The sequence below is a fragment of the Nostoc sp. KVJ20 genome (assembly GCF_001712795.1).
In the GTDB taxonomy this organism is placed as follows: Bacteria; Cyanobacteriota; Cyanobacteriia; order Cyanobacteriales; family Nostocaceae; genus Nostoc.
This window is the reverse complement of record NZ_KV757719.1, coordinates 1-24,800: the sequence shown is the minus strand read 5'-3', so window position 1 is coordinate 24,800 and position 24,800 is coordinate 1. Positions and strand designations below refer to the sequence as shown.

The window sequence follows — 24,800 nt, the reverse complement described above, 5'->3', positions numbered from 1 at the left end:
TAACTATGCTGCTAAATCCCAAAGATTTCCAGATTTAGTTTTCCCAGATAGGTAAATCAATTCATTTCTACAGCTTTTTGACGTTTGATCTGGGTGTTGCGATCGCTTATGCTAAATTCAGTTTGATTTGCATTATCTTCTGTGGACAAAAACCGCGAACCGTTTATCAGTCTGGCACTTTACCACGCCTTTAAATGGTTAGTCGTCAGCCCCATGCTTCACGCTTACTTTCGGGGCCAGATTCATGGTACGGAAAATGTCCCTCAATCAGGGCCGCTACTGATAGTAAGTAATCACGCTAGTTACTTTGACCCGCCGATTGTTTCTAATTGTGTACGTCGTCCAGTGGCGTACATGGCTAAAGAAGAATTATTTAAGATTCCTATTTTGGCGCAAGCGATTAAATTGTACGGTGCTTACCCGGTAAGCCGGGGAAATGCCGATCGCAATGCCATCCGTTCCGCCCTAGAATATCTCAATAATGGCTGGGCTGTCGGTGTTTTTTTACAAGGTACTCGCACCCCAGACGGTCGAATTACAGACCCCAAAAGAGGCGCATTGCTGCTGGCGGCGAAAGCAAAAGCCCCAATATTGCCGGTGAGTGTCTGGGGTACTGAGGATATTTTACAAAAAGGCTCGAAAATACCTCACGCAGTTCCCATCACTGTGAGAATTGGTAACTTGATTGATGCTCCTAGTTCCAGCAATAAAGAAGAATTGGAAGCTTTGACACAAAAGTGTGCCACGGTAATTAACCAGATGCATGATTTGGGAAGATGAGTTAGAAAAGCTCAGATATATGCTTTAGGGAGGTAGCGATCGCTCCTTAGCCTCTGTATGTTTAAGGTCAATGTGCTCTAGCAATGAAGTCTAACTTTGTGCTTAAATGCAACTGCTAGGCAAATCTACCGTCTATAATTCACCCTAAACAGCATTATGAGCGGCTTTGAAGCCAAGAATCTTTGGGAGCGATTAAATAATCTGGCGTTAGTCCGCTTTCTGCTTTTAGTTGCTTCTGGCTGGGCAATTGTACAGCTTTTAGCTTATTTTGAAGCAGTCATTGTTATTTTCACATTCGCTGCAATTTTAGCCTTTTTACTCAGCTATCCCGTACAAGGGCTGCGGCGCTTTTTACCCCACGGTGTAGCTGTTGGTCTTGTTTTCTTACTCAGTATTGTAATTATAGGCGGTCTGATAATTACCGTGGGCTTAACGGTTTTATCTCAAGGACAACAATTAATTGATAGTATCACTGCGTTTTTAAATTCTTTAGTACCTCTATTAGAGCGAATCGAAGGAATTTTGCGAAGCCGTAATTTGCAGATAGATTTAAGTTTCATTGAAGAACAACTGCGGAACCAAGCTGTCTCCAGTCTTGTGACTAGTTTAGCGATCCTACAAGGGTTTATGACGAACTTTGTGACTTTTGTTTTAATTGCAGTTGTGGCTTTCTTCATGTTATTAGATGGAGATAAGCTGTGGAACTTTATTTTAAAAATTGTCCCCAAACATCGCCGCAATAGATTTACTCTTATAATCAGAAAGTCATTTTTAGGATTTTTTAGAGGTCAGTTATTATTAAGTGCATTTCTCACAAGTACGACTTTCATCGTTTTCTTAATATTACAAGTACCTTTTGCTTTAATATTGTCAATAATAGTTGGAATTCTTGATATCATTCCTGGCATAGGAGCAACATTAGGAGTAAGCACAATTACTCTATTTGTGTTGTCTCAAGGTGTTTGGTTAGCATTGAAAGTATTGATAGCTTGTATTATCCTCCAGCAGATACAAGACAACTTGATTGCGCCCCGAATTATGCAAGGTGCGCTAAATCTTAATCCTGTAGTGGTGTTTTTTGCTCTGCTAGTAGGCGCTAAAGTAGCAGGATTACTAGGAGTTTTTATATCTATTCCCATCGCTGGAGTAATTGTATCTTTATTTGAGATTGATGAGATGAAGTCAGAAGTTTAGTTAAAAGGTGGAAGAGACGCGATTAATCGCGTCTGTACAAGAATTAAGAGAGACGCGATTAATCGCGTCTGTACAAAAGTTGGGAGTTTTTAAAAGTAGCAATTAATGTAAAATAATTTATTAGCCAAGACAAATTGAAGAATAATGTCAGATTTAAAAGCGGAATTGACAGAAATTTTGGATGAGGCAGAGTGGGAATGGCTAATTCCCCATGTACAAAGAGATGCAGTTATTTTAGTCGCACCTAATTTAAACTTGGTTGATGTTGGAGTAGCGATCGCTAGTGATAATATTCCATCAGTGGAACAGTGGATTGATGAACAATTGATTACCAAACCCACGACAGTACAAGTTGGAGAATGGAACCTTAACCGCAGTAAGCGATTTAATACCCTGATTGTGCAGCCTTACGTTTTAGCACAAGAAATAGCCGCTGCTTAACCAAATTTTGCTGAAGAAGAAGTCAGAATTCAGAATAGTTAAAGAATCAGAATAAGATTTGATGAATAAATTATACTGGACTCATTATAAATTCTGACTTCTGACTCCTGGGTGCTGAATTCTTACAATTACGAATTACGAATTAGTTTCTGTGTTGTTTTCGATGACAGTTGGTGTTGGGGTAGTTTCTAAAGAAATGTGGCTTGGTGTGCCAGTTATTACTTGGTTATTGCCACGCACTAGCTGGCTGACTTGACCGATTAATTCGCCTAATTTACCTTCGTCAAGTAAAGTATTGATTAAAGAAAGTCCGCTTGTGGATAGTAGCAATTTGTTAATATCTTGACTGCCACTACTACCATTTGCACCAGGAAATGAATAAATGCGAGTATCTCCTAAAACTCCCGGCTGTGGTGCTAATGCGGTAACAATTTCTGGTAGTTTATCGGCTAATTCTGGCCAAATAGTGGTGATAATTTTGGCAGTGAGATTGGCGTTACTAATGGAATTTTCGGCGTTAATTTTTGCTTGAATACCTTCTGCTTCTGCTAAAACTCTATCACGGTTAGCTGCTGCTAGGGTGCGAATTGCTTCAGCTTCTAAGTCTGCTGCTTGTTGGGCGATTTCTGCTTGACGGCGACGGCGGAAAGCATCGATTTCTACTACGTTGCGATCGCCAATACTCCGTTCTTCGGCTTCTCGTTCCGCAGCAATCACCGATAGGCGTTTGTTGCGTTCGGCTTTTTCAACTTCACCTGCTGTCTTAACTGATTCTTCGGCTTTGGCTTGTTGTGCTTGTGCAACAAAGCTTTCGCGTTTTTTGTTCGCAATCGCGATCGCTACATCTTCTTGAGCTAGTCTTGCTTCTCGTTCAGACTCAGCTATCTGCACTTGTGCTTGTAGCTTTCCAGATTCTACACTCTGTTGACGTAAAATCTCTGCAAGCTCAGATTCTTGTTTTTGCAATGTTTGCGCTACATTTAGCTGTTTATTGCGTTCTTCTAGGGAAATATCAGCTTCAATTTGGCTTTGCTGCACAGATAATTTTTTGCGAATTTCTTCTTCTTCAATTGATTTTTCTTGCAAAATTTTAGTACGGCGTACTGTTGCAGCTTCCCGATCTTTGGATTCTTGAATTTCGCGTTCTTTCTGTGCTTTTAGTGCTTCTACTTGCAATTTTTGCTCCAGTTTCGCACTTTCTTGCTCTTGGGCAATTTGTAGCGATCGCTTTTGGGCATCTAGTTCTTTTTGCTCAATTGTCACTTGTGCTGCTAACTCAACTTCCCGTTTTTGTTGAATTGAGCGCTGAATAATTTCTGTTCGCAAACGCACACCTTGAGCATCAAAGAAGTTATCTGGATCATAGGTAACACTTTCTAATATTTCGGAAATGGCGATGTTATTTAGAGTTAATCCGACTTTTTTCAAATCCGTGCCAACTAAGTTCAACACCTCCTGAGCAAACCCCAATTTATCAGAGTCAATTTCTGCTAAATCCTTAGTTTTAGCTGCTGCTCTAATTGCATCATCTGCTCTTTTTTCTAAAGCGTTTTTAATATCTTCAGGAGTAATTTTAATGCCACTTTGAGATAGTCTAGCCGCTGCTGTTAAAACATCGTCTTCGGAGGCATTAATACATACATAAAAAGTGACTCGAATATCTGCTCGTAAGTAATCTTTAGTCCGAACTGCAAGTTTACCAGTACGTTCCACATCAATGGAAATTTCTCGCAGAGGTACGCGAGTTAGCTGATGAAATCCTGGTAGAACAATACAACCCCCATACAAAATCACTGATTTCTTTTTGATAAAAAGACCCCCAGTCCTGACGAAAGCTTCGTTATTGGGTGTCACTACATAAACCCGCGTATAAGCAAACAGGCTAAATAGTAGTAATAAAACTAAAGCAGCAATAATTCCCGGAAATACTAATCCCCCATTAATTTGGGCAATAGTCGGCTGGATTCTGACAGGGAGTGTCTGAGAAATTAATGTTGTTTGCTTTTGTTGTGGTTGCAAATTAATTTGTGGAACTTCAGCTATTGCGACACTCGGTAAAGACTGGATAAAAGTTAACCAAAAAAGCATATTTTTTCCTCTCACTAAGTTTAATTTCTCTGGGATGAGTTAGTTAACCAGTGTTCTTCATCGGGACTATCTTTGGCAATAACTACATAAATTTGTACCTTGTGTTCAATGATTAAAACTTTTTCCCCACGTTGTGGTGCAATAGTTGCCCAGTCTGGTAGAACAGCACTAACTGTCAAAAGATTACGTTTTGTATCCAGCACATCTATTTGTCCAATTCTGCCCAGATTTTCCATAGGAATGTAAGCAGACGTAACAATACCAACACAACCTATCAAGCGATCGCTACTTGCATCCTCGCTAAACTCGGCAAAAATCTTGCCAATTGGTCGTGCTATCAATCCTCCCATTAATAAACTGATAATCAGCGAACCAAATAAGATAATACTTCCAATAAAACCAGTAATATTACTATTTGAATTTCCACTAATCCAAACATTTAACATCCAACCCAAAAGGCCCCACAAACTCATATCTGTTGCTAGTAACAATATGAGTGGTGCTTTACCAATACCTACCCATCCCAAGAATTGTCCAAAGCCCAATTCGCTATTGCTATCTGCATCGAGGTCTGCATCTACATCTGCATCAATATCTTGCCCTCCCCCACCGGAAATTATCATAAATAAGAATAGTAAGACACCAATTCCCAGAAATATCCAATAGGGCAAGTTGGCTGGGCTAAACAGCATAATATTTCGTAAATGATATGTGCTGGTAGTTGTGTAACATCTAATTTATTTATTAGATAATACTACAATTATAAATATAATAAACTACACTAATTGTGTACTGAGCATTTAACCATAAAAATATAAATTTAACTTTTATTTAATGAAATAATAATCTTCTTAAAGATTTGAATAAAATATTAACCCAAGTTTAAATAAATAAAAAATACTTTGATTGCCAAAAAGCATATAATTTTCAGATAAACAGTCGCATTATCATATAGGACTCATATTTGATTTCTGAAAAATCTAAGTATATGTAGTGGCGTGGCAAGCTAATAATGCATTAGACGTGAATTATCGAAACAGAATTCAGGAGTCAGGAGCCAGAATGGGCTAAACGCCCCGCTACCGCTAACAGAATGAATTTTGTGCGACTGGTGGATGAATCCAGGGGTTTAAGACCCCACTAAATCTTTTCTTTAGTGGTCAACAAGACAGTGGCGGGTCTGAATCCTCCACTGATTCATTCTGACTCCTGAATTCTGACTTCTGAATTCTTCTTCAAACATTCTGCATTCTTCTTGAACTTTTTTTAAGATAAAAACTTAGTATGTATACAATGTATTATAAAAGACATCAAGAGAGAATTAAGATGAAAGTAGACAGAGAGCAAAATAGCTCTCGACTACCAATTTTAAGTTTTGCGGAAAATCTGTAGCAAGATCCGTAGAGTGTTTTTGCTTAGGGCGTTGCACAGCCAACCTAGGCATTAGACTAAAATCCAAAATTGATTGACTATTGACTAAAGCAAAATTTTCTCCTTTAAGATTTATCCATCTAGGAGCTAGAATTGTTACGATAATTTCAGATTAGATGTTGAAATCCTTGATCCAATCTGAAACCTTAGAACTATTAGAATGGCCTCGCCTCTGCCAGCATCTTGCCACCTTTGCGGCAACTAAGCTGGGGGCGACAGCTGCGCGTCATCTGAAAATACCCGATTCTCAGACCCAAAGCGAACAGTTGTTAGAGCAAACCAAAGAAGTCTACCAACTGGAAAGCCGCCTCACCACGGGACTGTCATTTGAGGGAATTCAAGATATTGGCGATTCCTTAGAACGGGCAGAACGCGGTGGAATTTTGACGGGGGATGAACTGTTAGCGATCGCTACCACCCTCGCTGGTGCCAGAAATTTGCGCCGTGTCATTGACAATCAGGAAGATTTGCCGATACTCACTGGGTTGGTTGCCGATTTGCGGACTTATCCAGAACTAGAACAGGAAATTCACCGCTGTATTGATGAACGGGCCCAGGTAACTGACCGCGCGAGTCTAAAACTGGGAGAAATTCGCACAGATTTGCGGCGATTACGCAGTCAAATTACTCAAAAGCTGCAAAATATCTTACAAGCAAAATCTGGAGCAGTTCAAGAACAGCTAATTACGCAACGGGGCGATCGCTATGTCATCCCCGTAAAAGCACCCCAAAAAGATGCCATCCCCGGTATTGTCCACGATACCTCTACCAGCGGTGCGACGTTGTACGTGGAACCGAATTCAGTAGTGCCTTTAGGCAACCAACTGCGGCAGATTATCAGAAGAGAGCAAGCTGAAGAAGAAGCGGTTCGCCGTATTTTGACGGAACAAGTCGCCGCAGTCAAACCAGATTTGGAGAGATTATTAGCGATCGCCACCACTTTAGATTTGGCAACCGCTAGATCACGATATAGTTACTGGCTAGGAGCGAATCCCCCGCGATTTATCCAGCGCCAAGATCATGAAATCATTACCTTGCGGAACTTACGGCATCCCCTGTTAGTGTGGCAACAACAGCACGAACAAGGGCAACCAGTAGTTCCTGTAGATTTGCTGATAAATCCCCTAATTCGAGTAGTAACAATTACTGGGCCAAATACTGGCGGTAAAACTGTAACCTTAAAAACCTTGGGGTTAGCAGCATTGATGGCCAAAGTAGGTTTATTTGTCCCCGCCCGCGAACCAGTAGAAATACCTTGGTTTGATAAAGTGCTGGCAGATATTGGCGATGAACAATCCTTACAGCAAAGTTTATCCACATTCTCTGGGCACATCCGCCGAATTAGCCGGATTTTAGAAGCATTGGAGAAAGGGAGTAGGGAGTGGGGAATAGGGAATAGGGAAGAAGAGAATCTAGAAATCCCCACTCCCCAATCACTCGTTTTACTCGATGAAGTCGGCGCTGGAACCGATCCAGTTGAGGGTAGTGCTTTAGCGATCGCCTTGTTGCAATATCTCGCCAACCATTCCCAGCTAACGATCGCCACCACTCATTTCGGCGAACTAAAAGCCCTGAAATACGAAGATGAGCGGTTTGAAAATGCCTCTGTAGAATTTGACGAAAGTACTCTCTCGCCTACTTATCGTTTGTTGTGGGGCATCCCCGGACGTTCTAATGCCTTAACCATTGCCCTGCGCTTGGGATTAAAACCAGAAGTGGTACAACAGGCAAAAACTCAAGTGGGAGAGGCCACAGATGAAGTTAACCAGGTGATTGCCGGGTTAGAAGCGCAACGCCGCCGCCAAGAAACCAAAGCTGCCGAAGCCCAAAGTTTGTTACAGCAAGCGGAACGTTTATATAAAGAAGTATCCGCAAAAGCCGCAAGTTTGGAGGAGAGGGAAAGCAGTTTGCGGGCTTCACAGGAAGTAGCTGTAAAACAAGCGATCGCTCAGGCAAAAGGTGAAATTGCCCAAGTGATCCGCCGCTTGCAGAAAGGTACGCCCACAGCTCAAGAAGCACAGCAAGCCACCAATGCCTTGAATCAAATTGGCCAGCAATATCAGCCAGCAACGCCAGCAAAACCAAAAGCTGGATTTATGCCCAAAGTAGGCGATCGCATTCGCGTTCCCAAACTGGGACAAACAGCCGATGTAATCACCGCCCCTAATGAAGATGGGGAATTAAGCGTTCGCTTTGGGCTAATGAAGATGAATGTGAAGTTGGAAGACGTAGAATCTCTAGATGGTCAAAAACCCGAACCAATCGTCAAACCCAAACCAGCCCCACCAGCAGTAACTCCAACACCGCAAAATGTCCCAGAAATTCGGACTTCCCAAAATACCATCGATTTGCGTGGTAAACGGGTGGCTGATGCCGAATACATTTTAGATAAAGCCATTTCCGAAGCTACAGGCCCAGTCTGGATTATTCACGGGTATGGCACTGGTAAGCTGCGACAAGGAGTTCACGCCTTTTTGCAACAGCATTCCAGAGTGAAAAACTACGAACCGGCAGAACAAGGAGACGGCGGCAGTGGTGTTACCGTTGCTTACATCAAATAAAGTCGCATTGAAGAAGGCAGGGGGCAGGAGGCAGAGGGCAGGAGGAGAATTGGGCGGGATTCAGACCCCGCTCAATTGATTGTAAGCGCCGTGTACACGGCGGGGTTTTAGACCCAAGACCCGTCTGGTCATTGCTCTGAGCGTTGCAGTCAGTATTACCTCCTGCCCCCTGCCTCCTGCCTTCTGCCTTAAAGCGCGTAACCTTTCATCATCACCAAAATATGTCTACCGACTTATCCAACAACGATCGCTTTCAACCCATTAACCTCTTTGAATACGAAAAATTAGCAAAAGAATGTCTGTCTCAAACGACACTCGATTACTATAGCAGTGGTGCTTGGGATGAAATCACATTGCAAGATAATCGTGATGCCTTTGAGCGAGTCAAGCTGCGACCTCGGATGTTAGTCGATGTGAGCGATCGCAATCTAACTACCTCTATTTTAGGACAACCCCTGCAACTACCTTTGTTAATCGCACCGATGGCTTTTCAATGCCTAGCTCATCGAGACGGAGAAGTTGCCACCGCCCTAGCTGCCGCATCAGCTGGTGTGGGCATGGTGTTAAGTACAATGGCAACAAAGAGCATTGAAGAAGTAGCGACTGCATGTAATCAGTTTCCAGATTCTCTGCGATGGTTCCAGCTTTACATCCATAAAGATCGGGGATTAACTCGTGCTTTGGTAGAAAAAGCCTATAAAGCAGGTTACAAAGCACTTTGTCTAACTGTAGATGCACCTGTTCTCGGACAGCGAGAAAGAGATAAACGTAATGAATTTTCCTTACCCCTAGACTTACATCTGGCTAATCTAGCCACCATCTCAGGACTAGATATTTCCCATGAAAAAGGTGAATCTGGGTTATTTACCTATTTTGCCCAACAGCTAAACCCAGCAGTCACTTGGCACGATTTGGAATGGTTGCAATCTTTATCTCCACTACCTTTAGTGATCAAAGGAATTTTACGAGGAGATGATGCTGTGCGGGCTGTAGAATATGGAGCCAAAGCAATTGTTGTTTCCAATCATGGTGGCAGACAACTTGATGGTGCGATCGCTTCTTTAGATGCCCTAGCTGAAATAGTAGCAGCAGTGGATGGTCAAGTAGAAGTGCTGTTGGATGGAGGTATTCGTAGGGGCACAGACATTCTCAAAGCCCTAGCATTAGGAGCAAAAGCAGTACTAATCGGACGACCTATTTTGTGGGGACTAGCAGTAGCAGGACAAATTGGCGTATCTCATGTCATCTCACTCCTACAAGATGAGTTAAATGTGGGAATGGCACTTAGCGGCTGTGCCAAACTACAGGATATTGACCCTAGTTTATTGACTGTGCCACGTTTTTAAGCCAGATACTTCTTAGAAGTGTTATTCCAGCAAAACTTTGAAAAATATTTTTCAGACTTGTTACAAAATCATTTAATTAGAGTATACTAGTTAAGGTTGGATATAAGGGCGGGTGGCGGAATTGGTAGACGCACCACACTCAAAATGTGGCGGCCTTACGGTCATAGGAGTTCGATTCTCCTCCTGCCCACTACCAGACAAGTGATAGAGAGGTTAAAAACTTATGCGCCTGAAACGATGGGAGTCTCCCCGTAAAGAAGGCAGGAATGACAAAGGTAGAGGCGGTTCTGCTAGGAAGCGTCAACTCAAAAAGCAAAGGCAAATGTTACTGCAAAGACTCAAGGAAAGTAATAAACCAGAGAATAACAAAAACGAGAGAGCGGGGGAAGATAAGTTTATCTTCCCCTTATTTTTTTGGCTTTTATTTCAGAAAAAAATAAAATTTAGGAATTTTTCAATATATAGACTCAATTAAATCTTTGGAAAAGAATAATAAAAATTTATTAGTCATTCTTAAAAAGATACTAATTTGAATTAAACCTCTTAAGCCCATAATTACGTATCAAATCAGCAGACTAAGTGTCTAGAATTTTACATTAACACGCAAGCACGCTATGTAGCAAATGCTGCTTAGTTAAATATATATCCATAGGAATTTATCGCAATTGTAATGTTTGCATGAACAAATCAAAAATTAATTATGAAGAAAGTATGAATTTTGTCAAATAGCGCCTAGAATTATCAGCTTAAAACAGTAAGCTAGGACAAAACACCAAAGAATCCTAGTGTTAGCGATTAAGCTAAAAGTATACTAAGAAGGTAATTGCACCTCCATGTGTTAACTTCCAACGATCACACAAACCTACAAAAAGTCAGGAGTAATCCAATCCAAATTATTCAATATTCGGAATGGTCTAGGTAATCTATGGATTTTTTTCTCGGACACAGGAGTTATTGATGGTGGCGAGAGTGTTTCTACCTACTAAAAAAGTGCTTGATTTTTCTATTACCGCTTTACGCTTTGACGATCAGGTACAAACAATACTTAAGTGGGCGAATAGGCGTGAGAGTAAAGCTGTATATGTAGCCAATGTACACATGCTCATTGAAGCTCATTGGAATCCAGAGTTTGCCACCGTATTACGAAATGCAGACATAGTTACTCCTGATGGTATGCCTCTCGTATGGATGATGCGAAAAATGGGAGCGCTCTACCAAGACCGTGTGGCAGGGATGGATATTTTCCTCGCATTGTGTCAGCGAACTCAAACACAAAATCTGAGTATTTTCTTTGTCGGTTCCCAAACAGAAATTCTTTCTAGAATGCAAAAAAGGTTAGAGCAGGAATTTCCGCAAATTAAGATTGCGGCGATGGAACCTCTACCCTTTCGTCCCCTGACTGAAACTGAAGATGAAGCTTTGGTTCAAAAGATTAATTCTAGTGGTGCCAGCACCGTCTTAGTATCTCTGGGATGTCCCAAACAAGAAAATTGGATAGCTCAACATAAGGGTAAAATACAAGCTGTAATGATTGGACTGGGTGGAGTTTTCCCAGTTTATGCAGGAATTCACAAGCGGGCACCCCGTATAGTTCGAGACTTAGGACTTGAATGGCTGTATCGATGGATTCAAGAACCGCGCCGACTTTGCGGCCGCTATGCTAAGACAATTCCACTCTTTATATGGCTGGCTACGAAGCAACTACTATCATCAAGTCGTATTGCAGCGGTCTTCCTTCACGAAACCGGAGACTGAAGGAAAAGGGCGTCGAATAAATGCCGGATGAATTGGCGGTTTAAACCATTGAAAATTCGTTCCAAATTGGGCGAAATCATCCCATGATTGAGTCTTCTGTAGACAACAACATTGTTGATAATATGTCAACTGTAATAATCGAAAAAATCTAAAACAAAAATAACATTACATTAACACAAGAATTATCAAAGTCACATTGCATCCAAGGCTTAAGAATCTAAGCAACAGGCATTTTGTGTAAAAATCTAATAGGCTCATCAATAAATTTTCTCCTAAAAGTACCTTGAATAGCTGCCAATTTTTAAAAAGATTGTGGTAGACTCTTCTAGGAGTAATTACTTAATACGCCTTATGTGAGTTGAAGCCTGAAACAACGTAGTCTCGTTTATAAGGCTAAAGTTTACGATTAAAGCTAAGGTTGAAACCTTTGATATTGTTTGAGAATTGTTAACTCACATAATGCGTTTAATATAAATAGCAATTTTCGTAATATATAAGTCACTTTGCATGGTAATCATAAACTTACACAGAAATAGGGTAAGACCTAATGGCGTGAAAAAATAATCCAGCTACTTAAGGCTGAAAGCATTAAAAATACATATTACCTTAGATTCTTTTATTGGTAAACTATTAATGGAATCACCTCAAACCTCATCAAATTTACGAGAAAAAGCTGTTAAAAGCGTTATTTGGACAGCTATTGAAAGTTGGGGACGCCAAGCAATATCTTTAGTTGTTTTCTTTATTCTAGCTCGTTTACTTAGTCCAGAAAATTTTGGTTTAATTGCTCTAGCATATATTTTTATTGAATTTGTACAAATTTTTGTTGACCAAGGATTCTCTGTAGCAATTATCCAGCGTCAGGAGATAGATGCGGAGCACTTAGACACTGCATTTTGGACAACTTTAGGGATAAGTATACTCTTGACCGTGTTAAGTATTGCTGGTGCTGGATTAGTCGCTGATTTACTTAAACAGCCGCAGTTAATACCAATTATTCAATACTTATCTATAAGTTTTACGCTTAGTGGGTTGAGCAGTGTGCAGCAAGCGGTTCTTGAACGTAGGTTCGCATTCAAAAGTTTAGCAATACGCTCACTACTAGCAGTGATAATAGGTGGGATAGTTGGCGTAGTGATGGCTTTTTTCAATTTTGGCGTTTGGAGTCTTGTAGGTCAACAAATATCTAGTAGTTTAGTGCAAGTTTTAGTATTGTGGCGAGTTAGCGATTGGCGGCCAGGATTCAAATTTTCTGTCATACATGCTAAAGAACTTTTTACCTTTGGAATTAATATATCTGCATTTAATATAATTAACTTTTTCAATCGCCGATCCGATGATTTACTAATTGGCTACTTTTTAGGACTAGTTGCATTAGGTTATTACTCAGTTGCTTACAAATTGCTTCTAGTAATGATGCAAGTCTTGATCACTACCACAACTAAGGTTGCACTACCAATATTTTCTAGGTTACAGGGAGAGCCAGAACGGTTACTCAATGCTTTCTATAGTGCTACTCAGTTCACAAGTCTACTTGTTTTTCCAGTATTTTTGTGTGTACCAGCGTTAGCACCTGAATTTATAAAGGTCTTTTTTGGTGAGCAGTGGATTCAGAGTATTCCAGTATTGCAAGTACTATCGCTTATTGGCCCTGTTCACTTAATTTTCTTTTATAACAATTCTGTAATTCTGGCGCTGGGAAAACCTTCGTGGAGGCTATGGATACAAGTGATAAATACAGTTACTAATGTCGTCGGTTTTGCTCTGGCAGTCAAATGGGGCATTGTAGCTGTTGCATCTGCTTATGTAATTCGTGGTTACTTAATATTACCTATTTCGTTATTAGCTATTAATAAACTTGTTAAAATGAGTTTAACTAACTATTTACGTTTGTACATAGTGCCTTTTGTAGCTTCTGGAGTAATGATTGGAACTATATTAATAACTAAATATTTCTTTGGAAAATTTATTGAAGCGTGGATGCTACTAATTATTTCATTGCTATTGGGTATTTCTATTTATATTTTTGTTCTCTCAGTAATATCGCCAAAGCTTTTCAGACAATTACTTGACTTAGCAAGAACTTTGAATATCAAAATAACAAAGAAAGCATGATACATAACATGTTAACATCTTTATAATAAGAAGATTTTAATACTTCTTAACTAATACTTAATATAATGTAGCTAAATTATAAGAAAAAATATTCGACTTCATACAACTAGTTAGCAAAGAATATTAGCTGTCAAATTAACACCAGAATCATAGTTTAGTTTATCAGAGAGAGGAAATATGAAAATCGGAATTATAACTTTTCACCATGTGGACAATTACGGAGCAACATTGCAAGCTTATGCTCTCTGGAATTTTCTTAACAGTCAAGGATATGATGTTGAAATAATAGATTACCGGCCTACTAAGATAGCATGGATATATTTTAGGTCTTTACTTCCCATCAAAAGGGTAAAAATTAATATTAATGAAAATAAAAAAATTCGGATTAATGAAAAATCCTTCATTAATATTTCAAGAGCTTGGAAAATGAGGCGTTTCCTACTTTCTAATCTGAAGTTAAGCAACAGAAAAGTTTATAGTAAGAAAGGTTTGGAATATTATGAGGACAAGTATGATGTAATAATATGTGGCAGTGATCAGGTATGGTGTCTAGATTCTTTCAGAGGATATAATTCTTCTTTCTTTTTAGATTTTGTTAACAATACAACTACTCGTAAGATAAGTTATGCAGCAAGTTTTGGCAACACTATAAAATTAGGAGATTTTCAAAAAGAAATATATACCTTGATTAATCAGTTTCAAAGTATTTCAGTTCGTGATTCTAATAGTTTAAAAATTATTACCAATGAATGCGAAAAAGACGCTGTGAAAGTTTTAGATCCTACTTTTCTAATTAATTATGATGCACTGAAAAGGCCTCCAAAAATAAAAGATCAATATCTTTTGTTATATATTCAATCTGATATGGAAACAGAAGAGGAATATTTTATCAAATTACTGGCAGAAGAGAAAAACCTTACGATAGTTTCAGTTGGGAAATATAATCAATTAGCACAAATAAATTTAGAAGCTGCAAGTCCAAAAGAGTGGATTGGATTATATAGCCAAGCATCTTATATCGTAACTAATACTTATCACGGTGCTGTGTTTTCTATTATATTTAAAAAACTTTTTAACGTATTTGTTCCTAATGATAAATCAAATAAAGTAACAGATTTACTTATTGATTTAGGTTTGCAAAATAGGATATTCTCTGACCAGTTAAAATATCAAATATTGAGCAAGCAAATCTTTGATATTGACTATAAAACAGTACATGAAATCCTAGAATCAAAAATCCTAGAATCAAAAAAATATTTAGTTGAAGCGATTACACAAGGAGTAGTTGATAGTAGAAGTAACGTTGAATACAATAAGGAGTATAAAGGGGTAGATGTCTAATTTAAAGATTGAGTCTTTAACATCAAACAGTCTTTCCCACTATAGAACTCAACATCACTTTGAGCGAGTAGGAGAGATTAATAGTGTAGATGACCTTCAGATGTATTGTAACTGGGCTAAAGAAAACAAAGTAAATATCTACATAATTGGAAATGGTTCTAACACGTTGTTTGTGAAAAAAAATATTCAATCGTTGGTATTGAAAAATAAACTGCTTAAGTACACAAATCCTCTACCTGAAAACAGACTAGAAGTGTCCTCTTCTGTTTCAGTTATGGAAGTACTCAAGTACTGTTACCAAAACTCTATGGATTCTTTTTATTATCTTGCGTCTGTACCAGCAACGATTGGTGGTGCATTAGCAATGAACGCTGGTAGAGGAAGACAACATGGATGTACAATATATGACTTTGTTGAAAGTGTAACTTTCTTTGAGGATGGGTGTGTAAAAACACTTCAAAATAGTCAAATTGCACGAGATTATCGTGAAACTATATTTACTGGTATGCACTCCAAACTTATATTGAGTGCAATTTTCAAGTTTGAACTTACAGAGTTTACCGAAAATCCTCTAATTTCAAGGCAAATTTGGGCAAAAGAGCATCAAGATAATACAGCACCTAACTGTGGCTCGGTATTCAAAACTGCTAATTATCGCATACTTCAAAAGCTCAGAGGTATGTCTATAGGTAAAGCTATGTTTTCTACTAAAACGAGTAACTGGATACTCAGTAAATCCCAAAGTAGCTATTCAATAATTCTACTAATTAAAATAGCTATGATTTTGCATTTTATAACTAGACAAAAAATTGCTCTCGAAGTAATTACAATTGATTAATGATTTAATTTACAGTCAAAAGTATAGAGTACTATCCATTCTTAAAAAGCTGAAGAAATGGCGCTTTTGCAAAGTACATATTTCCCAAAGCCTGATAAATCCAGCTTCGAAAAGCCTTTTGGGAGAGTTTGACCAATGCTAAATCTTGATTTTCTTTACTTAATTGGGTACTCTGCTAGGAATTCAGACCCCTTTTGAATAAGCAGCCCTAAATTATTTTAATTTGGTGGAGTCTTAACCCCTTGCTCCCTTTCGGTTGCGGCATAGGGAAGTAGGCAGGAGGCAGCAGAACTACATTCTTCTTCCCTCTGCCTTCTTTGATAAAAAGAAATAGCGTGTCCCTATTCAGGAGGAACAGACCATAAGGCGTTCATCATCAAGTGAAGCAGATTTTAGACACAAAAGAATCGCGATCGCAGAATTTTCTGCCTTAACCACAAAGATTCAAGGGTTAACCCAAAGTCATGAAAGAGCCTAAGTGCAAGGATTTCGACCAATCAATACCCAAGGTTAAAAACCTCTTATCTGAAATAAACTATTAAAGTACTTGACATTAACCCAGGACTAAATGCTATATTTACTATAGTGAATTCATTGGGGCGTCGCCAAGTGGTAAGGCAGCGGGTTTTGGTCTCGCCATTCCTGGGTTCGAATCCTAGCGCCCCAGTCAATCTAAAGACAGGCATAACAGCCTGTCTTTTAGAGTATTTGATTGTATTTTAAGATGCTTCTCAATGCATCTAATTTTATAAATCTTACTTGTCAGGCGATTTGAGAGCTTGATCCAAAATCTGCCGAGCCTGTTCTGCTTTAGATCGCGCTTCTTGGTAACGCACATTAGCTTGGGCAAAATTTTTGAGAACTTTAAAACCTTCCTTGAGTCGAGTAATTTCCTCTTCTGTTACCGACTCATCGGAGAACAGAACATCAACCGCTTTGCGAATTTCCAACGCTTCAGATCGTGATTCCTGAACTTTCAGCTTGAGTGTGGCCAGGTTACTCAAAACCTGGACAGCTTGTGTAATGTTATCCTCACCGCTAGCAGTATCAATAGTTGACTCTTTAACCTCAATTAATTGTTGAGGGCCAAATCCTTCTTCCAGTTCCGTAGGTAGTTTACCTGCATCCATCAGTTCCATCAACTGATCCATTGCTTTGTCACGGGCTTTGGCTGAATCTTTTCCAGAAACGGTAAGGATAATTTCTGGGCTTTGAGCGAGAGTGTATTGAACCATATTTGAGCAGAAAATTTGCTGATTTAAGCAAGCTGAGGAGAGTAATTATATCATTTTGCGTGTCAGATCATTTGTTGATTGTCTAGTCAATTAAAGAGTTGAAGACCGAACGTCAACACTTTGAATTTTGAATTGTTACCTTTACCCTTGCTAAGTCGCTCAAAATAAAACTTTATACTTAAGAAAAGGAATAATTTTCAATAGGAGGGGAGAGCAATGGCTCCCAGTCCCACCATCATGCAGGCTGTGGAACAACTGGGTTATCGTGTCACCGTTGGTGATGTGGCAACTCAGGCAGGATTGAACGTCGCTGAAGCTAATCAAAGCTTGTTAGCCCTGGCATCTGATGCTGGGGGACATTTACAGGTAGCGGATTCAGGTGATATAGTTTACCTTTTTCCACAAAATTTCCGAGCAATTTTGCGTAATAAATACTTCCGATTACGATTGCAGGAATGGTGGAAAAAGGTCTGGAGTGTTCTGTTTTACCTGATTCGCATTTCTTTTGGAATCTTCTTAACTGTTTCCATCGCCCTGATAACTGTTACCATCTTCATCATCATTACCGCTGCCAATTCAGACCGTGATGGCGACAATCGTGGCAGTAATTCCGGTGGTGGGGGGTTCTTCTATTTTCCTAATTTATTTTGGTATCTTAGCCCAAATTATGACACCCACTACCAGGAACGACGACGCGGAAGCCAGGAAGAAAGCAATCTAAATTTCTTTGAAGCTGTGTTTTCGTTTTTGTTTGGTGATGGTAATCCTAATGGCAACCTAGAAGAACGTCGTTGGCAAGAAATTGCTACGGTGATTCGCAGTAACCGTGGTGCAGTGGTAGCAGAACAAATTGCCCCATATTTGGATGACATTGGCGAGGGATATACAAGAGAGTACGAAGATTATATGCTGCCCGTTCTGACGCGATTTAATGGGCAACCAGGGGTAAGTCCAGAAGGGCAAATTGTTTATTACTTTCCAGAGTTGCAGGTGAGTGCAACTAAAAAGCGCCGTCATGCAATATCAGATCACTTGGAGGAATTTCCCTGGCGTTTTAGTGCTGCAAGTTCAGGGCAAATTATGCTGAGTGCTGGGTTGGGGGTAGTAAATTTTGTTGGTGCCTTAGTACTGGGAAGTTTGTTGAGAGATGGCACTGTTGCCGTCCAATTAGGTGGACTGGTAGCTTTTGTGCAAGGAATTTATTGGCTGCTATTGGCTTACGGAGCAGGTTTCTTAGGCATACCGTTATTGCGTTATTTCTGGATTCGGTGGCGTAATCGTAAAATTGGCGATCGCAACCGCGATCGCCTTTCCAGAGCAAGGCTATTGGCAAGCCCTGATGCACCTTTGCAACAAAAAATCGACTATGCCCAACAATTTGCCGCAGAAAAAGTCATTGGCAACAAAGATTTAGTGTATTCCAGCGAAACTGACTTACTCGACCAGGAAGTTGAGCGTTCTGCACAAATTGACGCTGAATGGCAGCGGCGCTTGGAACGGGGGAGTGGGGAATAGGGAGCAGAGGGGCGGAGGGGCGGAGGGGCAGGGGAAATAATCAATCCCCAATGCCCCATGCCCCATGCCCCATGCCCCATGCCCCATTCCTGATTACTTCGCCTGAATTGGTGTTAGGGCTACACCTTGATAATAATGTCCCAAAATTTGCAGGTGGTTCACTCCTTGCCGAGCTAGATTGTATGCCCCCCACTGACTCATGCCTAAACCATGACCGAAGCCAAGTCCTTGGAGTACAAAATTGCCATCGGCTCCCTTCGTGACGCTAAAGCGGGTACTTTTTAGCTTCAGCGCTGTCCGCACTTGCTCGCGCTGTAAAACTTTTGTGCCCTTGCTACCGACAATTTTCAAGACTTTAACACTGCGGAAAGGCGAGAATGTTTCTGGAATCATCGCCGTCACATTGCCAAGTTCAGGGAATTTAGCACTAATCTCACTGGGCGAGAAGGTTTTTACCCAATTACACGCGCTGATATTTTGATCGTAGTCTTGAACAGCCCGTAGGTACGGCAAGGCATTTCCCCAAACATCTTCCACGTTTTCGGTATGTCCTCCAGAACAAGCGTGAAAAACTGAGAGAATAATCTTGTTGTTATAAGTTAGTACTTGCCCTGCTGTTTCATCCACTGCTTTGTAAGTAGCAGGAGATTCACTGATGACGCCTTTGTAAATTTGCCAGCGATCGGGGGTATTGCCTAAGTCGTAAATGGGATTCTTCCGTTGTTTTTCTCGTTCGTAGAGAGCATAAGTGCGGGCTGCGATCGCTTGGGCTTTTAGTGCTTCTTGGGGCCAGCTAGCATTCATTTCGCCACCGAGAACACTGTAGAGATATTCTTGATCATCAACCCAGTTAACAGCGGTTAAGCCTTTTTCTGTGGGAACAACCAGAGTTCTACCACGATACCAGCGATCGCCAATATAAACGAATCCTTTACCAGTTGGCTCAATCCAAAATAAACCAGACTGCCACTTATCTAAAGCAACTCCACCAGGAATGGCTTGGGCATAATATGCACTCATCGCTGGTAACTGTCCAAGAGTCCGGCCAGTACTATCCTTGACAATCCCAGTGGTGGAACTGCCCACTTTTACCTGATTAACGCCCCTCTCAATTGCCACGCGCAGAATTACAGACGCTTGGGCTGGGGCAACCAAAGCTATCCACAATAAGACACTGACCCACCAATGACGTACTTTAATCTGGGAAAATAAAGAGCCTAAGTAAAGTTGGAATTTCATGCTGATCATCTAATCACACTAGTATCTAATTGACGCTTTGAACTATGGCGTCTACTACTTTAAGATGAGACACTTCTCCAACGCAGGAGGTTGCCACCTCCTACTAATTATGCATTTTGCTTTAGCTATCAGGTAGAAATTAGGTGAAGGGGGTAGGGCAGATGAGGAATGCCTCTCTGCTTCTTCAATTTACGATGCCAATACCTTTTGAGAATTACTCACTTCATTAGCGATAATTCCAATTAAATTCAACTTACTCAAAATTTCTGTTGCTTGAGTCAGTTCAGTTCGGGTCACTTTCCCCATGCGCTCTACCATCACAATACCGTTGCAAAAAGATGCCACAATCCTGGCATCAACCGTGCCTAAAATAGGTGGAGCATCTATCAGTACTAAGTCATAATTTTGTTCAAACAACTCTATTAATTCTTTCATCCGTTGAGAACTGAGCAACTTAACCGTATCTTCTGGTTCTGGCCCAGCAGTCAAAATATCAATAGAGGGGTGAATGGGCTGGATGTAATCTTGAAAATGAGTAGTTGTCTCATCAACTAATAACAGAGATAGTCCCCAGTCATTGGATAGCTCTAGGATTTTGTGCAAGCTAGGATTATGTAGGTTAGCATCAATTACTAATACTCGTCGATGCATCCGGCTAGCACTAGCCACAAGTCCTAATACTAAGGTTGTCTTCCCTTCTCCTGGTAGTGCTGAAGTAAACATCAGCGACTTGAATGGTAAGGGATATTTTAATATTTGAATATTTTGGTAAATCATGTCCAAAGTTTCATGGACGGGCAATTTATTACTGGCTTCTATTACAGAAGAATCTGAGCTTCGCCGACTATTCCAAGGCAGTCCCAGCCGCCGCTTTTTGACACCACGCGACGGTAGTTTTGGTACTGATCCCAATACACGTAGGTTCGTCAGTTTCTTTAAATCTCCCGCACAATAAATAGCGTCATTAAACTTTTCCAAAATTAGGGCTGCTAAGATACCTAAAATTGGCCCAATTGCTGCTCCCCCAACCAAAATTAATAATCTGTTGCTACCCATATAATTGCCCAGAGTAGGTTCGGTCAAAACTTGCCAGTTATATCCTTCCTGAGCAATTTTCAGCCCCAAGGATTGTTGTGCTTGGAGCAGTTGTTCAAGAGTTTTACGACTAGTTTCTACCTTTGGCAGCAGACTGTTGTATTCTGCGATTAAGCTTGGGTATTTGTTTAGTTCAGAGCGGAGTCGCTGTTCTGACTCGGCTAGATTTTTTTCATTGGCAGTTAGTCCTAAGACAGTTGTCTGTACCAGAATTAACTCGTCTACTAGCTTTGGCTCAACCCCTACGATTTGCCCTTGTAAGAGTGGTTCACTTTTACTGCTAGTAGTAATAGTTTTTACTTCTTCTCGTAATAGGGACAGTTGACTTTGGCGTTGCTGCTTTAGTTTTTGTACTGATGGGTAATCGTCTGTATAGCGCAGCCGCTCCTTAGCCAAAGCTAGCTCAGTTTTTTGAATTTCACTCAATAGTGCTTGGTAGCGGCTTGACTGATTTAAACGAGACGAAATTAGTGTATTTTGCTGAGACGAAGACGCTATTTGTTGCTCTAGGTTGCTGTAGCGAGCGTTTACATCTTGAAGGTTGGCACGAGTGGTTTGTAGCTGCTGTTGAATGTCGGCTAGAGATTCTAGCAGGATTTTACTTTGGACTTCAGGATCGAGTAATTTATGTTTCTTACGAAACTGTTCCAAATTTTTATCAGCTTTACTCACCTCTTTTTTGATCTCAGGGAGGCGAGCGTTTACAAATGCTAATCCCTGATTTAGACGTTCTTTTTGTTGCTCTTTATTGTAGTTTTGATAGACTTTTTGTAGAGCTTGAAGTATTCTTTGTGCTTTAACTGGATCGTCATCATTGAAAGAAACTTCAAAGACTTGATTGAAAACTTTATTAGCTCCTATGCTTTTCTCTTCTAGAGTCACTTCCAGAGGTGCTTTTTTACTCTGTTTTTTTTGACCATTGATATCTTCTAAGGTGATATCAGGATAATTAGAACGAAGTGAATCTACAGCTTTCTGGAGCAGCTTAGAACTCAGCATAAGTTTCATCTGAGTAGTGGAATCAGTAACCTGAGTATCTACTCCAACTGGGATATTATTTGACTGTGCCCCTTCAGATAAATTGGAACTCACCAATATCTGCATATTGCTCTGGTAAGTAGGTTTGGCAATGACAGCTAAGAGGCTAGCCGCTGACATAACTACACAGGAAACTCCCAAGATCAGAAAGCGTCGGCGAAGCAAAATAGTAGATAGTTGTCTGATGTCAACTGCACCTTGTGCTGAAGTAGTAACCTGTTGCTCTTGATTCAGACTAGTCTTAACCACTATCCAACTCCTCTAATATCGAAACACTATATTTATTTGGAAGATTTATGAAAAATGTGAAATGATTTTTTTACACCTAATAGCTGCAATAGCATACTTAATTTTTCTTCCAACTATGACAAGCTCACTTGGCACAATATTATGCCAACTGGCGCTTTCATGTTCATCAATTCATGCATATAAATTCTTAATCAGTGTTGGAAGAATAAATTTTTAATAAATATTTTATTTAAGGAAGAAAAATCTTGACGGAAAATTAATTATTTTTCCTAAGTATTTAAGTAAAAAATTCTCTGATTCACAACCGTACTATTACAATAAAGTTCTTTTTATAACTTGTAATTTAAAAAACATATTGATAAAAATATTTAAACCATAGTATTTCTATATTCTTGATACACTGAGTTAACCGTAAATCGTTGGTTAACTAGTTGACTTACTCATAAAATTAAACTGCTGTCTATTTGCTGGATGTTAACTTAACTCCAAGATAAAGCTTGGTTAATTTTAGATTTTAGATTAGAAGGTTTCAATAGGAAATCTAAAATCTAAAATCCAAAATCTAAAATCTAAACGCCTACTTTGGTTAACTCTACTTCCCGTCGCCTGGGTACTTCATGAATCATAAAATCGTGGGCCATATCAGTACGGGGAAAAATAGCACGGGCTTCTTTAAGGAGATCCTTCAACTCCAAGGTATTTCCGGGAGCATAGCGGGGACTAAAATGACTCATAATCAGCCGATGTGCCCCAGCGGCTAAAGCTGTTTGCGCTGCCATTGTGGTTGTGGAATGCAATCGCTGAAAAGCCATATCTGCATCTTGATGGGCAAAGGTTGCTTCGTGAATTAATACATCTACATCATGAGCTAATTCCACTGCCCCATCACAATAAATTGTGTCTGTACAATAGGCAATTTTTCGACCAATTTCTGTGGGGCCGCACAATTGAGTACCATCAATCACCCGTCCGTCGTCAAGGGTAACTGTTTCACCGCGCTTGAGTTGACCATAAATCCGACCAGCAGGAATTTGCAACGCTTTGGCTTTTTCCACATCAAAGCGTCCTGATCGGTCTTTTTCGGCTACGCGGTAGCCGAAAGCGGGAATGCGGTGATGCAAGTTACCACAGCTAACGGTGAAGTCCTCGTCTTCATAAATTACCCCTGGACGGATGGCGTGAACTTTAATTGGGTAAGAAAAGTGGGTGTGGGAGTAACGTGAGGCGGAGTGAATGTAATCATTTAATCCAGGTGGGCCATAGATATCGATTCGTTCTACATTGCCAGCCAAGCCGCAAGTAGCAAGAAGTCCCATCAAGCCAAAGATGTGGTCGCCGTGCATGTGGGTGATAAAAATTCGGGAGAGTTGACTGATTTTCAGTTCACTCCGCATAATTTGATGCTGGGTGCCTTCGCCACAATCGAATAGCCAGAGTTCTGCCCTTTGTGGTAATCTCAGAGCGACACTGGAAACATTGCGCGATCGCGTGGGTACACCGGAACTCGTCCCTAAGAATGTTATCTGCACAGTGTTCTTTAGTCTTCCTATTGCTCAATTTGCAACTCTATATTTATATAGTGGCACGGTTGATGAGCAAAATACTTTTTAGAGCCAGTACCTTCGTCAATTTACGAGACTTGAGAATAAGGTTGATTTTCCCAATAAGCTAGTTGGGTTTTCAGGGTGCTGATATGGATAATATGACGTTCGACTAAAGTTTTTAGTTGTCGTGCCCTTGCTGTATAAATTTGTTTATGTGCTAATGCCTGATGAACCTCTTTTTCACTGGAATTAGTCAAAGCAACTTGCATTTGTTTTTCCCAAGCGATCGCAAGAGCTTGGACTTTTTCATAATCTCTTTGAGCAACTTGCTTGGCTGTATTGGATTCCGCGATCGCTTCATGTAAAGTTTTGAGGTAATTATTCCAGGTGTCTGCTAGCGCCTCAATATTTTTGTTGTCTGGTTGGAAAGTCTTGAGATATGAACCTCGTTCGATTTGGTTAAACAAGTTATTTACTTCTAGCATATTTTTATCCCCAGCTAACATTAGGTTGATTAACTATGGCAGTGTTTAATAATTCGTTAAATGCCATATTTGTCTTACTGGTGTAGACTTTAGTCAGATTTATAACTTCTTCCAAAGTTGAAAGATTTGTATGATTTATATTTGCTCTTTGATGTTTAATTTGTTGTTGATATTTAAAATATATAAAAGCTGATTAATAAATTCATTAGCTTTTTCTGACAAATTAGTTACATTTTGTGTCAGACAAAGTTATAGCTTTGTGAAGCAGTGATTTCCGAAAAATCTATGAATTAAAGTCTTTATTAAGCCTGTGTATTATCTACATATTTTGTAACAATTCTAAAACCCAGATTTTAAGAGAGTCTTAGAGGATGTTTTAAAAAGGCTACGGTGTACACACAAGCTGTTTTACCCCACCCTAACCCTCTTTCAAGGGTAGGGGTTTAAAAATCAGGCAGTAGAGAGAGTGATTTGAGACACATGAAGTTGTGGAGGGGAAGTGGGCCAAGC

The 24,800-nt window shown here is 40.0% G+C and carries 17 protein-coding genes and 2 tRNA genes; 12 read left to right on the top strand and 7 right to left on the bottom strand.

The features are described from left to right. The first annotated feature begins 141 nt into the window (after nt 1-141). From A4S05_RS31575 to A4S05_RS31565, 3 genes are all read left to right on the top strand, one after another. Nucleotides 142-780 (top strand): lysophospholipid acyltransferase family protein, encoded by a 639-nt coding sequence (locus tag A4S05_RS31575; protein WP_069073718.1) that lies wholly within the window; start codon nt 142-144, stop codon nt 778-780. Between the two features lie 156 nt (nt 781-936). Continuing rightward, a complete protein-coding gene (locus tag A4S05_RS31570; protein ID WP_069073717.1) occupies nt 937-1,974 on the top strand; it encodes an AI-2E family transporter in 1,038 nt (345 codons plus the stop codon). 144 nt (nt 1,975-2,118) lie between these two features. Further along, on the top strand, nt 2,119-2,415 hold the full coding sequence (locus A4S05_RS31565) for a DUF2288 domain-containing protein (protein WP_069073716.1): 297 nt from the start codon (nt 2,119-2,121) through the stop codon (nt 2,413-2,415). 135 nt (nt 2,416-2,550) lie between these two features. Here the strand turns inward: A4S05_RS31565 and A4S05_RS31560 are convergent, their stop codons facing one another. Both A4S05_RS31560 and A4S05_RS31555 read right to left on the bottom strand, forming a co-directional pair. Further along, nucleotides 2,551-4,503, bottom strand: a complete 1,953-nt coding sequence (locus A4S05_RS31560) for an SPFH domain-containing protein (protein ID WP_069073715.1) — start codon at nt 4,501-4,503, stop codon at nt 2,551-2,553. Between the two features lie 20 nt (nt 4,504-4,523). Next, nucleotides 4,524-5,195 carry an OB-fold-containig protein gene (locus A4S05_RS31555; protein ID WP_069073714.1) on the bottom strand — a complete coding sequence of 224 codons (672 nt, stop codon included), beginning with the start codon at nt 5,193-5,195 and terminating at the stop codon, nt 4,524-4,526. 867 nt (nt 5,196-6,062) lie between these two features. Between A4S05_RS31555 and A4S05_RS31550 the strand changes: the two genes are divergently transcribed. From A4S05_RS31550 to A4S05_RS31510, 8 genes are all read left to right on the top strand, one after another. Beyond that, on the top strand, nt 6,063-8,495 hold the full coding sequence (locus A4S05_RS31550; RefSeq protein ID WP_069073727.1) for an endonuclease MutS2: 2,433 nt from the start codon (nt 6,063-6,065) through the stop codon (nt 8,493-8,495). 221 nt (nt 8,496-8,716) lie between these two features. Then, nucleotides 8,717-9,841, top strand: a complete 1,125-nt coding sequence (locus A4S05_RS31545) for an alpha-hydroxy acid oxidase (protein WP_069073713.1) — start codon at nt 8,717-8,719, stop codon at nt 9,839-9,841. Between the two features lie 106 nt (nt 9,842-9,947). After that, a tRNA-Leu gene (locus tag A4S05_RS31540) sits at nt 9,948-10,031 on the top strand. Between the two features lie 767 nt (nt 10,032-10,798). Continuing rightward, nucleotides 10,799-11,596, top strand: coding sequence for a WecB/TagA/CpsF family glycosyltransferase (locus A4S05_RS31530; protein WP_069073711.1), 798 nt, complete (start codon nt 10,799-10,801; stop codon nt 11,594-11,596). Nucleotides 11,597-12,229: 633 nt separating this feature from the next. Then, on the top strand, nt 12,230-13,711 hold the full coding sequence (locus A4S05_RS31525; protein ID WP_069073710.1) for a lipopolysaccharide biosynthesis protein: 1,482 nt from the start codon (nt 12,230-12,232) through the stop codon (nt 13,709-13,711). Between the two features lie 177 nt (nt 13,712-13,888). Continuing rightward, a complete protein-coding gene (locus tag A4S05_RS31520; protein ID WP_069073709.1) occupies nt 13,889-15,052 on the top strand; it encodes a polysaccharide pyruvyl transferase family protein in 1,164 nt (387 codons plus the stop codon). After that, nucleotides 15,045-15,890, top strand: a complete 846-nt coding sequence (locus A4S05_RS31515) for an FAD-binding protein (RefSeq protein ID WP_069073708.1) — start codon at nt 15,045-15,047, stop codon at nt 15,888-15,890. The genes A4S05_RS31520 and A4S05_RS31515 overlap by 8 nt, the downstream gene beginning before the upstream one ends. Before the next feature lie 595 nt (nt 15,891-16,485). Beyond that, nucleotides 16,486-16,557: transfer RNA gene (locus A4S05_RS31510), tRNA-Gln, on the top strand. A gap of 88 nt (nt 16,558-16,645) precedes the next feature. Here A4S05_RS31510 and A4S05_RS31505 read toward each other — a convergent pair. Then, nucleotides 16,646-17,125 carry a hypothetical protein gene (locus A4S05_RS31505; RefSeq protein WP_069073707.1) on the bottom strand — a complete coding sequence of 160 codons (480 nt, stop codon included), beginning with the start codon at nt 17,123-17,125 and terminating at the stop codon, nt 16,646-16,648. A gap of 216 nt (nt 17,126-17,341) precedes the next feature. Here A4S05_RS31505 and A4S05_RS31500 point away from each other — a divergent pair, with 216 nt between their 5' ends. After that, the gene (locus tag A4S05_RS31500) at nt 17,342-18,640 is read left to right on the top strand and encodes a hypothetical protein (protein WP_069073706.1); all 1,299 of its coding nucleotides are present in this window, start codon (nt 17,342-17,344) and stop codon (nt 18,638-18,640) included. Between the two features lie 93 nt (nt 18,641-18,733). On the opposite strand, the gene A4S05_RS31495 is transcribed toward A4S05_RS31500, so the two are convergent. The 4 genes from A4S05_RS31495 to A4S05_RS31480 all read right to left on the bottom strand — a co-directional run bounded on the left by A4S05_RS31495 (nt 18,734) and on the right by A4S05_RS31480 (nt 24,290). Next, nucleotides 18,734-19,879: a SpoIID/LytB domain-containing protein gene (locus A4S05_RS31495; RefSeq protein WP_069073726.1), complete on the bottom strand. Its 1,146-nt coding sequence runs from the start codon at nt 19,877-19,879 to the stop codon at nt 18,734-18,736. 189 nt (nt 19,880-20,068) lie between these two features. Continuing rightward, nucleotides 20,069-22,261, bottom strand: a complete 2,193-nt coding sequence (locus A4S05_RS31490) for a GumC family protein (protein WP_176727168.1) — start codon at nt 22,259-22,261, stop codon at nt 20,069-20,071. A 569-nt stretch (nt 22,262-22,830) separates the two neighbouring features. After that, nucleotides 22,831-23,790, bottom strand: a complete 960-nt coding sequence (locus A4S05_RS31485; protein WP_069073705.1) for a ribonuclease Z — start codon at nt 23,788-23,790, stop codon at nt 22,831-22,833. Nucleotides 23,791-23,891: 101 nt separating this feature from the next. Beyond that, nucleotides 23,892-24,290, bottom strand: coding sequence for a hypothetical protein (locus tag A4S05_RS31480; protein WP_141699858.1), 399 nt, complete (start codon nt 24,288-24,290; stop codon nt 23,892-23,894). Nucleotides 24,291-24,800 lie beyond the last annotated feature (510 nt).

What these genes read in the sequence shown, in the direction of transcription:
- A4S05_RS31500 (WP_069073706.1), top strand. Translation starts at nt 17,342, where the DNA reads ATGGCTCCCAGTCCCACCATCATGCAGGCTGTGGAACAACTGGGTTAT.
- A4S05_RS31530 (WP_069073711.1), top strand. Translation starts at nt 10,799, where the DNA reads ATGGTGGCGAGAGTGTTTCTACCTACTAAAAAAGTGCTTGATTTTTCT.
- A4S05_RS31525 (WP_069073710.1), top strand. Translation starts at nt 12,230, where the DNA reads ATGGAATCACCTCAAACCTCATCAAATTTACGAGAAAAAGCTGTTAAA.
- A4S05_RS31560 (WP_069073715.1), bottom strand. Translation starts at nt 4,503, where the DNA reads ATGCTTTTTTGGTTAACTTTTATCCAGTCTTTACCGAGTGTCGCAATA.
- A4S05_RS31570 (WP_069073717.1), top strand. Translation starts at nt 937, where the DNA reads ATGAGCGGCTTTGAAGCCAAGAATCTTTGGGAGCGATTAAATAATCTG.
- A4S05_RS31515 (WP_069073708.1), top strand. Translation starts at nt 15,045, where the DNA reads ATGTCTAATTTAAAGATTGAGTCTTTAACATCAAACAGTCTTTCCCAC.
- A4S05_RS31545 (WP_069073713.1), top strand. Translation starts at nt 8,717, where the DNA reads ATGTCTACCGACTTATCCAACAACGATCGCTTTCAACCCATTAACCTC.
- A4S05_RS31495 (WP_069073726.1), bottom strand. Translation starts at nt 19,879, where the DNA reads ATGAAATTCCAACTTTACTTAGGCTCTTTATTTTCCCAGATTAAAGTA.
- A4S05_RS31520 (WP_069073709.1), top strand. Translation starts at nt 13,889, where the DNA reads ATGAAAATCGGAATTATAACTTTTCACCATGTGGACAATTACGGAGCA.
- A4S05_RS31555 (WP_069073714.1), bottom strand. Translation starts at nt 5,195, where the DNA reads ATGCTGTTTAGCCCAGCCAACTTGCCCTATTGGATATTTCTGGGAATT.
- A4S05_RS31505 (WP_069073707.1), bottom strand. Translation starts at nt 17,125, where the DNA reads ATGGTTCAATACACTCTCGCTCAAAGCCCAGAAATTATCCTTACCGTT.
- A4S05_RS31565 (WP_069073716.1), top strand. Translation starts at nt 2,119, where the DNA reads ATGTCAGATTTAAAAGCGGAATTGACAGAAATTTTGGATGAGGCAGAG.
- A4S05_RS31480 (WP_141699858.1), bottom strand. Translation starts at nt 24,290, where the DNA reads ATGCTAGAAGTAAATAACTTGTTTAACCAAATCGAACGAGGTTCATAT.